General features: G+C 49.0%; 9 protein-coding genes. All 9 read left to right on the forward strand.

Annotation, left to right across the window (positions count from 1 at the left end):
* Window positions 1-41: 41 nt before the first annotated feature.
* On the forward strand, window positions 42-1,307 hold the full coding sequence (gene rseP, locus MUG84_RS02650) for an RIP metalloprotease RseP (RefSeq protein WP_425313143.1): 1,266 nt from the start codon (window positions 42-44) through the stop codon (window positions 1,305-1,307).
* A gap of 30 nt (window positions 1,308-1,337) precedes the next feature.
* Window positions 1,338-2,786 (forward strand): proline--tRNA ligase, encoded by a 1,449-nt coding sequence (proS, locus tag MUG84_RS02655; RefSeq protein WP_244719358.1) that lies wholly within the window; start codon window positions 1,338-1,340, stop codon window positions 2,784-2,786.
* Window positions 2,787-2,981: 195 nt separating this feature from the next.
* Window positions 2,982-7,298: a PolC-type DNA polymerase III gene (locus MUG84_RS02660; protein WP_244719361.1), complete on the forward strand. Its 4,317-nt coding sequence runs from the start codon at window positions 2,982-2,984 to the stop codon at window positions 7,296-7,298.
* Between the two features lie 229 nt (window positions 7,299-7,527).
* Complete coding sequence (gene rimP / locus MUG84_RS02665; protein ID WP_244719364.1) at window positions 7,528-7,989, forward strand: ribosome maturation factor RimP; 462 nt, start codon at window positions 7,528-7,530, stop codon at window positions 7,987-7,989.
* Window positions 7,990-8,236: 247 nt separating this feature from the next.
* The gene (nusA, locus tag MUG84_RS02670) at window positions 8,237-9,334 is read left to right on the forward strand and encodes a transcription termination factor NusA (RefSeq protein ID WP_244719367.1); all 1,098 of its coding nucleotides are present in this window, start codon (window positions 8,237-8,239) and stop codon (window positions 9,332-9,334) included.
* A 27-nt stretch (window positions 9,335-9,361) separates the two neighbouring features.
* Window positions 9,362-9,670 (forward strand): RNase P modulator RnpM, encoded by a 309-nt coding sequence (gene rnpM / locus MUG84_RS02675; protein WP_280521167.1) that lies wholly within the window; start codon window positions 9,362-9,364, stop codon window positions 9,668-9,670.
* On the forward strand, window positions 9,663-9,986 hold the full coding sequence (locus MUG84_RS02680; RefSeq protein WP_244719373.1) for a YlxQ family RNA-binding protein: 324 nt from the start codon (window positions 9,663-9,665) through the stop codon (window positions 9,984-9,986). Before rnpM ends, MUG84_RS02680 begins: the two co-directional genes overlap by 8 nt.
* Window positions 9,979-12,693, forward strand: a complete 2,715-nt coding sequence (gene infB / locus MUG84_RS02685; protein WP_244719376.1) for a translation initiation factor IF-2 — start codon at window positions 9,979-9,981, stop codon at window positions 12,691-12,693. The genes MUG84_RS02680 and infB overlap by 8 nt, the downstream gene beginning before the upstream one ends.
* Window positions 12,694-12,711: 18 nt before the next feature.
* Window positions 12,712-13,065 carry a 30S ribosome-binding factor RbfA gene (gene rbfA, locus MUG84_RS02690; protein ID WP_244719379.1) on the forward strand — a complete coding sequence of 118 codons (354 nt, stop codon included), beginning with the start codon at window positions 12,712-12,714 and terminating at the stop codon, window positions 13,063-13,065.
* The last annotated feature ends 13 nt before the right edge of the window (window positions 13,066-13,078 follow it).

The raw sequence follows: 13,078 nt of genomic DNA on the forward strand, positions 1-13,078 counted from the left end.
CTTCGGTCTCAGACAATAAAGGGGGATGCGACGAATTGGAAATGGTGCAGGTAGTATTCTTGACGGTACTCATGTTTTTCGTCATTGTGACGGTCCATGAGTGGGGGCATTATTATTTCGCCAAACGTGCCGGTATATTGGTACGGGAGTTTGCGATCGGTTTCGGTCCGAAACTGTTTTCTTATAAACGTGGGGAAACCCAATTCACGCTTCGCCTGCTTCCTTTTGGAGGCTACGCACGGATGGCCGGTGAAGATCCTGAGCTGGTAGAGATCCACCCGGGACAGACGATTGCCGTAAGGGTGAAAGACGGTGAAGTGAAGAAGATTTACCTGGATCAGCTGGATAACCGGAAGAACGTGATTCGTGGTGAAGTGGAATTCATTGACTTGACGGACAGCCTCAAAATCCGGATGGATGTTGACGGCGAAATCCAGCAGTATCCGATTCATCCGCAGGCGATGCTCGTAACGAAATCCAAAGAAACCCAAATTGCTCCGCGGGATCGCCAATTCGGCAGCAAGACGGTTGGACAGCGGGCGATGTCTATATTTGCAGGACCGCTGATGAATTTTTTACTGGCGTTTATATTATTCGGGGTTCATATACAGATGGCAGGCATTCCGCTGGAGAATCCGACGTATGTTCAAATCGGCGAAGTAACAAAAGGCATGCCAGCGGATGAAGCCAATCTGAAAAAAGGCGATATTGTCGAGACCATTGACGGCGTCAAGATCGGTGCGGATTACCAGAAGATGATCGATATGACTTCGAAATCTAAAGGCAAACCGATGAAATGGACAATCCGCCGTGGAGATGAAGTGTTTAATGTCACGTTGACGCCACGGGCCATGGAAGGCCAGGAAGGCGGGAAAGTAGGTATTACGCCTCAGCTTCCAACACGGAAGGCAGGATTCGGCGAGACAATCACCGGTTCGGGAAAAGCGATGGTTGATACGACCAAAATTATTTTCCAAGGCTTTGGTCAGCTGATTAAACAGTTCAATATGGACGACCTTGGCGGACCGGTGCGGACCTTTGAAGTGACAGGGCAGATTGCCAAGCAGGGGATTGAACAGCTTACGTATTGGGCTGCGATCCTAAGCTTATATCTTGGAATATTCAATCTGCTGCCTATTCCAGCAATGGACGGAAGCCGTCTGGTATTTCTGGGTGTAGAAGCTATACGCGGGAAACCGATTGATCCGAGCCGGGAAGGCATGGTCCATTTTGTTGGCTTTGCGATGCTGTTCTTATTAATGATTGCAGTAACCTACAATGATATATTACGATTAATCAACGGTTAATTGATGATACTTGGGAGGAAATCCATTTTTATGTCAAACGATAAACAATTTGTGACTGAGATTACACCGCAGGGAGAGGATTTTTCCCGCTGGTATATCGATGTTATTAAAAAAGCAGATCTTATGGATTACTCGCCTGTCCGGGGCTGTATTGTATTCCGTCCGGACGGGTATGAAATTTGGGAGCATATTCAAAAAGAGCTGGACCGCCGTTTCAAAGAAACGGGGCATCGCAATGCATATTTCCCGCTCTTCATTCCAGAAAGCTTCTTCCAGAAGGAAAAAGAGCATGTCGAGGGCTTTAATCCGGAGCTGCCTTGGGTAACCGAAGCAGGCGGAGACAAGCTGGAAGAGCGTCTGGCGATCCGTCCGACGTCCGAAACGATGTTTGGACATATGTATTCGAAATGGATTCAGTCCTACCGCGACTTGCCTGTACTGATCAACCAATGGGCGAACGTGGTAAGATGGGAAAAACGTACGCTGCCATTCCTTCGTACCAGTGAGTTTTTGTGGCAGGAAGGCCATACGGCTCATGAGACGGAAGAAGAAGCACGCGAAGAGACGATGAAAATGCTCGAAGTCTACCGTGACTTTGTGGAAGAATATCTGGCCATTCCGGTTATTACAGGTCAGAAAACGCCATCCGAGAAATTCGCCGGCGCCGTGGATACATTCTCCATTGAAGCCATGATGAAGGACGGACGTGCTGTACAGGCAGGTACCTCCCACTATCTCGGAACCAACTTCGCGGTTGCTTTTGACATCCAATACTTAAGCCGCGACAACAAGCAGGAATATGTGCATACGACCTCTTGGGGTACTAGCACCCGCCTAATTGGCTCGATGATTATGGTGCACGGAGATGACCGCGGTCTGGCATTGCCGCCGAAAGTGGCTCCGACTCAGGTTATTATGGTTCCGATTGGACCGCCAAAAACCTGGGAAGCTGTCGTTGGCCGTACGGACGAGTTGTTTGCTGAACTGAAAAAAGCAGGCATCCGCGTTCGCGTTGACGACCGCAGCGATGTGCGTCCTGGCTGGAAATTCAACGAGTATGAAATGCGCGGTGTGCCGGTACGTCTTGAGATCGGACCACGCGATATGGAAAACGGTGTGTGCGTGCTCGTATCCCGGATTACCGGTGAGAAAAAAGTGGTGCAGCAGGCGAATCTTGTTGAAGAGGTTAATACCATGCTGGATCAGGTACAGCGCGAAATGTTCGACCGTGCCAAGCAGTTTATGACGGATAACTTCTATTCAGTAGATACGCTGGAAGAAATGAAGGCAAGCATGGAAGAAAAACGCGGCTTCTCTTTGGCTGGTTGGTGCGGCTCTTCCGAATGTGAGAGCAAGGTTAAGGAAGAGACCGGGGCAACAAGCCGGAACATTCCGTTCAGCCCTGCGGAAGAAAAACACACCTGTCTGGTATGCGGTCAGCCTGCCAAGCATACGGTTGTTTTTGCCAGAGCTTATTAAGAAAAAACGTGTTAATATCTGTTCATGTCTGAAGACATGATTTCAGGAATAGAAAATGAGGAGCTTCTGCCAGAAATAGGCCCGGTGTGCTGAGAAACCCGGAAGTTATGACTGGATTCAGAAGCTTTTCATTTTTAAAAATAAATTTCGTCGATAAATGTTTCATACGCATTAGGGAGCAAGGGGGAAGAGAGCATGGACAAGTCCGACGAGAAGAGAAAACGGTTTGAACTTCTGATGAAGCAGGGTGAAATCCCCCCCGCACTGATTGATCCTTATTTTTTGGATGGTTATATTGAGCAGGTCGAAACGAGCCGAAGCAATCAGGAGTGGATTATCTCCATTATGAAGGAGACGCTGGTGCCTGCCGAGGTGTATCGGAACTTTTGCCTGAAGCTTCGGGATAAGCTGCAGCACATCGCCAAGGTTTCATTTATCTTCAAATATGCCCCTTCCGTGGATCCTGAGGAAATTATTCATACGTACTGGAACTTGTTTTTGGAATGGATTCACAGGGAAATTCCTTCGGTAAACGGATGGATGGCCCGGGCATCGCATACGCTTGATGGGGATACCCTCATGGTAAACATGACCGATAATACATCTCTTGAGCTTGCACGCAAGAAGCAGATTGATCAGGCCATTATCCGTTTTTTCAACCAGTATTTTGCCCTTCCACTGCGTGTCAAAGTTCAAGCCGGTGAAGTTAGCCGGGATGCGTATGAGGAATTTGAACAGAAAAAGCTGCAGGAAGAGCGCGAAGTAATTCAGAAGATGATCACCAGCATGGAAGCTGAAGCTCGCAGTGCAGAGGATGACGGTGAAGAGGTACGGCTTCAAGTTGGTTATGACATCAAGGAACAGCCCGTGCCGATTCAGCAAATTCAGGATGAAGAGAAGAAGATTACGATCCAGGGAACGATATTTGGACTGGATAGCAAAGAGCTGCGGAATGGCAGCACGTTGTTCATGTTTAATCTGACCGATTTCAGTGATTCTCTACAAATGAAAATGTTTGCGAAAACGAAGGAAGATTTGAAGATCATTAGCCTGCTGGCGAACGGCAAGTGGGTGAAAGCCCGCGGACGAGTCGAGTATGACCGCTTTATGCAGATTCCCGAACTCGTGATGATTCCTTCGGATCTGGTGGAAGTACAGGCTCCGCCTGTGCGAAAGGACAATGCGCCTGAAAAACGCGTGGAGTTCCATTTGCATTCCACCATGAGTACGATGGATGCGGTGACACCTGTCGACCAGTATATTAAGACGGCAGCCAAATGGGGACACAAAGCGATCGCGATCACCGATCATGGCGGCGTGCAGTGTTATCCTGACGCGGCCAAGGCGGCGAAAAAGAACGGCATCAAAATGATCTACGGCGTGGAAGCCAATGTGGTGAACGACTCGGTACCCGTTGTGCTGCAGCCGCAGCCTATTGAGCTAAAATCGGCTACCTACATTGTATTTGACATTGAGACCACGGGTCTGTCGATTACGAATAACAAAATTACCGAGCTTGCTGCGGTCAAAATGCGTGAAGGCCAGGAAATTGACCGGTATGCCACATTCGTCAATCCACATGAGAAGATTCCATATCATATCCAGCAGTTGACGAATATTACAGATGAAATGGTCAAGGATGCTCCGGATCTTGAACCGGTCCTGCAGGAGTTTGTTAAATTTATCGGCGACGGCATACTCGTAGCCCATAATGCGCGGTTTGACGTAGGCTTCATACAGGCATCATTGAAGGAATACGGCATGCCGCTACTGGAGAATCCGGCGCTTGATACCCTTGAACTCGCCCGCTTGCTTCATCCGGGAATGAAAAATCACCGGCTGAATACCCTTGCGGATAAATATAAAGTACTGCTCGAGAGCCATCACCGGGCAATTGACGATACCCTTGCGCTCGCAGGTATTCTGAACGGACTTTTGGCTGATGCCGAGAAGCTCAAGGGGCTCACAATGCTCGACCGGTTAAATGACTACGTCGGCACGGATCTTTCCAACACCCGCCCGTTCCACTGCGGTATCTATGCGCTCAATATGACGGGCAAGAAAAATCTCTTTAAGCTCATCTCCATGTCGCATACGGAATACTTTAAGCGCGTGCCCTGCATTCCGAAATCCAAGCTGGTTGAGATGCGCGAAGGTCTTCTGGTTATTTCAGGCTGCGAGAAGGGCGAGTTCTTCGAAACCGTATTGAACAAAACGGTGGAAGAGGCTATGGAGGTTGCCGAGTTCTACGACATATTGGAGATTCAGCCGCTGACCATGTATATGCATTTGGTGGACAAAGGACTGGTAGGAAGTCCGACTGAACTGAAGACGGCAATGAAGACTGTTTGCGATATTGGTGAAAAGCTGAATAAGCCGGTCATTGCCACCGGCAACGTGCATTATCTGGATCCACGGGACAAGCTATTCCGTGATATTACGATCCATGGCATTACCGGGTTCAGCCCACTGAAGGATATCCGCAAGCCGGATGCGCATTTGCGTACCACGGATGAGATGCTGGAGGAATTTGAGTTCCTGGGTAAGGAGAAGGCCATGGAGGTTGTTATCAAAAACACCAATGATCTGGCTGACCGCTTTGAGGAGCTGGAATTGTTCCCTGACAAGCTCTTTACTCCGATCATTGAGGGCGCGGATGATGAAATTCGTAATACCTGCTATGATACGGCCAGATCTATATACGGCGAAGAACTTCCTGAGGTGGTTGTTGCACGCCTGGAGAAAGAACTTGAGCCGATTATTAAATACGGCTTCTCGGCCAACTATCTGATCTCGGAACGCTTGGTTAAGAAGTCGAACCGAGACGGCTATCTGGTAGGCTCTCGGGGTTCCGTCGGTTCTTCTGTCGTCGCGACGTTCCTTGGCATCTCGGAGGTTAACCCGCTTCCGGCGCACTATATATGCAAGAATGAGGAATGCAAATACAGTGAGTGGTTCCTTGACGGCAGCGTGCCGAGCGGATTCGACCTTCCGGACAAAACCTGTCCAAAATGCGGAAGTAATTTGAAGGGCGAAGGCCAAGATATACCTTTTGAGACCTTCCTCGGCTTTAAAGGGGACAAGGTCCCCGATATCGATCTTAACTTTTCGGGTGAATACCAGCCGCATGCGCATAACTACACCAAGGAGATTTTCGGCGAGAAATGCGTGTTCCGTGCTGGGACGATCGGTACGGTGGCAGAGAAAACGGCCTTTGGTTATACGAAAAAGTATGAAGAAGACCATCATCAAAGTTGGCGCGGAGCCGAGCTGAGCCGCCTGGCGGCAGGATGTACCGGCGTGAAACGCAGCACCGGCCAGCATCCCGGCGGTATCGTTGTCGTTCCGGACTATATGGAAGTGGAAGATATTACTCCCGTTCAATATCCGGCAGACGATACCAATGCAGAATGGAAAACCACTCACTTTGATTATCACGCCTTCGATGCGAATCTGCTCAAGCTTGATATTCTGGGTCACGACGATCCGACGATGATGCGGATGCTGCAGGATTTAACGGGCGTGGATCCGACAACCATTCCGATGAATGATCCGAAGGTCATGAGTATGTTCAACTCCACAGAAGCGCTTGGCGTCGAACCTTCGCAAATCCGGACACCGGTCGCGACTTACGGAGTTCCGGAAATGGGTACGAAATTTGTACGCCAGATGCTGATTGAATCGAAGCCTTCATCCTTTGCCGATTTGCTGCAAATCTCAGGACTGTCCCACGGAACGGGTGTATGGCTCGGTAATGCCCAGGAACTGATCAAGAATGGAACCTGCAACATCAAAACCGTGATCGGCTGCCGGGATGACATCATGCTCTTCCTGATTTATAAAGCAGGCATGGATGCCAGTCTGGCCTTTAAAATTACAGAGAGTGTCCGTAAGGGTAAAGGTCTGTCCCAGGAATGGATCGATGAAATGAAAAGATGCAAAGTGCCGCAGTGGTACATCGATTCATGCCTGAAGATCCAGTACATGTTCCCGAAAGCCCACGCGGCTGCATATGTTATCTCTGCGGTGCGTACGGCATTCTTCAAGCTTTATTATCCGATTCATTATTACGCTACCTACTTCTCGGTCCGTGCAGAGGACTTCGACATTGAGCTCTGCTGCCAAGGGTATGAAGCGATCAACCGTCAGATCGACGAGGTTGAGCAAAAAGGATTCCAGGCAACAACCAAGGAGAAAAGCATGCTGCCGGTGCTGGAAATGGCGCTGGAGATGACGTCACGGGGCTTCAACTTCAAGAATTTGGATCTGTACCGTTCGGAAGCTACCCGATTTATCGTGGATGGCGATTCATTGATCCCGCCGTTCTCGGCCATGCAAGGAATTGGTGAAAATGCGGCCCGCAATATAGCGGCAGCGCGTGAACATGGGGAATTCCTCTCGATCGAGGACTTCCAGCAGAAGTCCAAGGCAAGTAAGTCCATTATTGAGCTGCTTACGCAAATGGGCTGCTTCCGTGGTCTTCCGGAAAGCAATCAGCTCTCATTATTCTAGAATTTCCGGGGAAATAAGACGGTTTCCATCAGCACTTGACAAGGCGAAAAAGGACGCGCATCCCTTGCCGTGTCTGGAAGCAGTCAAGGAGAGATACTTGTCAGTGTTGGCAGACTATGTTATAATTTTTTTGGCAATCATGGAGATAAAACCGTTGTTTAAAGAGTGGGGCGACCCACTCTTTACTCTTTGGTATATAGGATATTGAAAGTCTTGGAGGTAATAATCTTTGAGCACACCGAAGATCAAGGGAATTGTAGAAGAAATGGTCCAGCCTTTTCTGGATGAGCATAACTTTGAACTTGTTGACGTGGAATACGTTAAAGAAGGCAGCAATTACTTTCTGCGCGTATATGTTGACAAGGAAGGCGGCATTGACATCGATGACTGCGGCATGGTCAGCGAATACCTAAGCCAGAAGCTGGATGAGAATGATCCTATTCCTACCGCTTATTTTCTGGAGGTATCCTCCCCTGGCGCCGAGCGTCCGCTGAAGAAAAACGAAGACGTGGCCAAAGCTGTCGGCAAAGATGTGTTTGTGACAGTGTACGAGGCGGTTGACGGCCTGAAGGAATTCGAAGGCCGGCTTCTTTCGTTTGAGAATGAAGAGCTTGTGATCTCTGCGGGCAAGAAGCAATACACCATTCCGTATGCTAAAGTTGCCAGTGCCAGACTGGCCATTATTTTTTAAGATTATAGAATTTATAAGTTTTCAGCGAAGCTGAACAATTCTATAATCGCAAGAAAAACTACATCTAGACGCGGTCTGTCTTCTGAGAGAGTACGTCGATAGACGTTTTTCTTAAAATCCAGGAATTGATAAGACTTGCACCAATTGCAAATTCCTGGATTTCTGTCGCGAAACGTAAGCTTCACTTGTAAAGACAGCGAAGCCGTTTACGCTTGGGTGCATGTGATGAAAGGGGGACTGATTTCCAATGAGTATGGATTTTATTGAAGCAATGAATGAACTGGAAAGAGAGAAGGGAATCAGCAAGGATATTCTGTTTGAGGCTATTGAGGCAGCGCTGATTTCCAGCTACAAGCGCAATTTTAATACGGCACAGAATGTACGTGTCGACATGAACCGGAATACGGGGGTTATTAAGGTATATGCCCGTAAGCTGGTTGTGGAAGAGGTGCTCGATCCGCGCACTGAAATCTCATTGCCTGCATCTAGGGAGATCAACCCTCATTTTCAACTTGAGGATATCGCTGAGATTGAGGTGACACCTCGAGATTTCGGCCGTATTGCTGCACAAACGGCAAAGCAGGTTGTTACACAGCGGATCCGTGAAGCGGAACGCGGTCTGATCTATAACAAGTTCGTGGATAAAGAGGAAGATATCGTAACGGGTACTGTACAGCGTCAGGACTTGCGTAACTTCTATGTGGATCTCGGTAAAGTTGAAGCGGTTCTGCCGCTTGGCGAGCTGATGCCAAATGAGAAGTTTAAGCATGGTGATCGGATCAAAGCCTACATCACCAAAGTGGAAAACACGACGAAGGGTCCGCAGATCATGCTTTCCCGTACGCATCCGGGTCTCTTGAAGCGTTTGTTCGAGCTCGAAGTGCCTGAGATTTTTGACGGCGTGGTTGAAATCCGCTCGGTGGCTCGTGAAGCGGGCTTCCGTTCCAAAATTGCGGTATATTCCCGCAATCCGGAAGTGGATCCTGTAGGTTCTTGTGTTGGACCTAAAGGCCTCCGTGTGCAGACCATTGTCAATGAGCTGCGCGGAGAAAAAATTGATATTGTTCGTTTCTCGGAACAGGTTGAGGAATATGTGGCGAATGCTCTGAGCCCATCCAAGGTTCTGGAAGTGATCGTGTTCGAAGAAGAAAAAATGGCACGCGTGATCGTGCCTGATTACCAGCTGTCTCTAGCTATTGGTATCAAAGGCCAGAATGCACGCCTTGCGGCCAAGCTGACCGGCTGGAAAATCGATATTAAGAGCGAGAGTCAGGCGGAACAGGAATTCGGCAGACCGAAAACTTCCTCGACTGAAATGCATCAGGATTCCGTCTCTGTCGATTAATATTACAAGGACGGGGGTCACGCCATGATGAAGCAAAGAAAGGTACCGCTGCGCAAATGCGTGGCGTGCCAGGAAATGATGCCGAAGAAAGAACTGATCCGCATTGTGAAGACGCCGGAAGACGAAGTGCTGATTGACCTGACTGGCAAGAAGTCGGGACGCGGAGCTTACCTGTGCGGTAAAGTTTCATGCTTTAAGCTGGCACAAAAAAACAAGTCACTGGATCGTGCCCTGAAGCATCATGTGAAACCGGAGATTTACGCACAACTCGCCGAAGATTTCATTTCGGTGGAGGATGAATTCCTGGCGGTCAAGGAAAGTTCGGTTGATGAATAAATTCTTCTCCCGCCTAGGTCTTGCCATGCGTGCGGGAAAGGTTCAGACCGGTGACGAAATCGTGCTGAAAGCGATACGGTCTTCAGAAGCAAAGCTTGTTATACTTGCGGGTGACGCATCAGCAAATACACAGAAAAAGTTCCGCGACAAATGTGGAACATACAACATCCCTCTGGTGATCGGATTTGACCGCGAAAGTTTGGGCACAAGCATAGGAAAACCCGAAAGAGTTGTGCTCGCAATTACGGATCAAGGGTTCGCAGAAATGATCTCCAAAAGCTTGGAGATAATGTCGGAGGTGGAGTATATTGAGTAAACAAGACAGTAAAGATAAACTGCGTGTGTACGAATATGCCAAATCACTAAATATGAGCAGCAAAGAAATTATTACCATTTTAAAAAGACTGAACATTCCCGTGAACAATCATATGAGCGTTATGGAGAATGATTCGGTTTCCAAAGTGGAACAATTTTTTCGAGATATCAAATCGAATGCCGCTGCGAAAAGAGAAAGCGGGGAAATTCAAACGTCAGCGAATACATCTTCTATAAAAAATGACAATCGGGCAGAGAGCAATCAAGGCAGCCGGCCAGAAGGCCAAAGCCAATCCCAAAAACAACAGGAAAAGCAGGTAGGTATGAATAATAAATCTAATCAAACCACAACAAATGGTTCCCAAAGAACCCAGGGCGGGCAGGATTCCCGTAGAAGTCACAGCACAGGCCAAGGTGGACAATCAAGTGGCAGACCGCAAGGGCAGCATAACGGAACAGGCGGACGCAGCCAGGGTACTGGTTCCAATACGGGCAACCGCACCCAAGGTACTGGTTCCAATACGGGCAACCGCACCCAAGGATCATCTCAAGGCGGACGTCCGCAAGGTTCAAACCAAGGCGGGGCAAACCGCGGTCCGGGCGGACAACAGTCCGGCGGCCAGCGTTCGAACAATAACCAGGGACGCCCACAGCAATCCGGAGGTCGTCCACAGCAATCCGGAGGTCGTCCGCAGCAGTCTGGATCCCGTCCTTCTCAAGAAGCCGGTTCAAGCAATAACATCTCTAGACAAAACGACAACCGCGGCGGCCGTAACCAAAACCAGAATCAGAATCAGAATCAGAATCAGAACCGCGGCAAGGGTGGAAACTCCAAACGGTTTGAAGACGGTAACGGCAAATCCGGTTCTTTCAATCGTAATAACAACCGCGGCGGCAAAAACAACAGAGGCAGACAGCAGCAAAATCAGCCTCCTCGCGAAAAAATCGACAACACGCCGAAGAAAATCATTGTCCGCGGCAATATGACCGTAGGCGAAACAGCCAAGCTGCTTCACAAGGATGCTTCTGAAGTCATCAAAAAGCTGATTCTGATGGGTGTCATGGCTACAATTAACCAAGAGCTTGATATCGATACCATCCTTCTTCTTGCCGGAGAATTCGGTGTTGAAGTCGAAGTGAAAATCGTGGTTGAGGATGACCGTTTCGAAACGGTTGAGGAAAATGACGATCCGGCGGATCTGAAATCCCGTCCTCCAGTTGTTACCATTATGGGTCACGTTGACCACGGTAAAACCACTTTGCTCGATGCGATCCGTTCAACGAACGTTACCGGCGGAGAAGCTGGCGGCATTACGCAGCATATTGGTGCATATCAGGTTGAGATCAACAACAAGAAAATCACGTTCCTGGATACACCGGGTCACGAAGCCTTTACGGCCATGCGTGCGCGCGGTGCACAAATTACAGATATCACGATTATTGTGGTTGCAGCCGATGACGGTGTGATGCCGCAGACGGTGGAAGCCATTAACCATGCGAAAGCGGCAGAATTGCCGATCATCGTAGCGGTGAACAAAATCGACAAACCGTCGGCAAATCCGGACAAAGTGAAGCAAGAGCTGACCGAATACGGTCTCGTTCCGGAAGAGTGGGGCGGGGACACCATTTTCGTCAACGTTTCAGCGAAACAAAGAATGGGTCTCGAAGACCTGCTGGAAATGATCCTGCTCGTTGCCGAAGTCAACGAATACAAAGCTAATCCGGATAAACGCGCACGCGGTGCGGTTATTGAAGCCGAGCTGGATAAAGGCCGTGGTCCTGTAGCCCGGATTCTGGTACAGCATGGTACCCTTAAAGTCGGGGATGCCTTTGTTGCAGGTAACTGTTTTGGGCGTGTACGTGCCATGGTCAATGACAAAGGACGTCGTCTGAAAGAAGCAGGACCATCCACTCCAGTGGAAATTACAGGCTTGACTGAGGTGCCTCAAGCAGGCGATCCGTTCATGGTGTTCGAAGACGAGCGCAAAGCTCGTTCCATCGCCGAAAAACGTTCCATTACCCAGCGTCAATCCGATTTGGGCAGCAATGTGCGCGTAACGCTGGATGATTTGTTCCAGCATATCAAAGATGGAGAGATCAAAGACCTGAATGTCATTATCAAAGGTGACGTTCAAGGTTCCGTTGAAGCTTTGAAAGGCTCCTTGGCCAAAATCGAAGTGGAAGGCGTGCGCGTGAAGATCATCCATAGCGGTGCCGGTGCAATTACCGAATCCGATATTATTCTGGCTGCCGCATCCAATGCGATCGTGATCGGCTTTAACGTCCGTCCGGATCCGCAAGCCGGTGCAACCGCAGAGCAGGAAAAAGTGGATATCCGTCTGCATCGTGTTATTTATAATGTTATTGAAGAAATCGAGCAAGCTATGAAGGGCATGCTGGATCCTGAATATAAAGAAGTGGTTATCGGCCACGCTGAGGTCCGCAACCTGTTTAAGATCAGCAAAGTGGGCACCATTGCCGGCTGTATGGTCACTCAGGGCAAAATTGCACGCAACGCCGAAGTTCGCCTGATTCGCGAAGGCATCGTTGTTCATGAGGGCAAAATCGATACGCTCAAACGCTTCAAGGATGATGCCAAGGAAGTTGCCCAGGGCTATGAATGCGGCATTACGCTTGAAAGCTATAATGACCTTAAGGAAGGCGACATTATCGAGGCATTCATCATGGAGGCCGTTGAGCGCAAGTAGGTAAAGAGGTGAACAGATATGGCTAAAATTCGTGTTGGACGTGTTGGCGAACAGATCAAGAAAGAACTGAGCCAGCTCATTCAGACTGAACTTAAGGATCCGCGCATCGGTTTTCTTACCGTTACCGGTGTGGATGTGACCAACGATTTATCCCAAGCCAAAGTTTATCTCAGCGTGCTTGGAGATGAAGAACAGAAAGCAAACTCGCTGAAAGCTCTGGACAAAGCCAGCGGTTTCCTCCGCTCGGAGCTTGGCAAGCGAATCCGTCTTCGCCATACGCCGGAGCTGATCTTTAAATTCGATGAGTCGATTGCCTATGGCAGCCACATCGAGAAGCTTCTCGGCGAAATTGGCAAGAACGAATCGCATTAAATACGTTTTAAAG

The sequence above is a fragment of the Paenibacillus mangrovi genome, assembly GCF_022898935.1.
Lineage (GTDB): Bacteria > Bacillota > Bacilli > Paenibacillales > Paenibacillaceae > Paenibacillus_AQ > Paenibacillus_AQ mangrovi.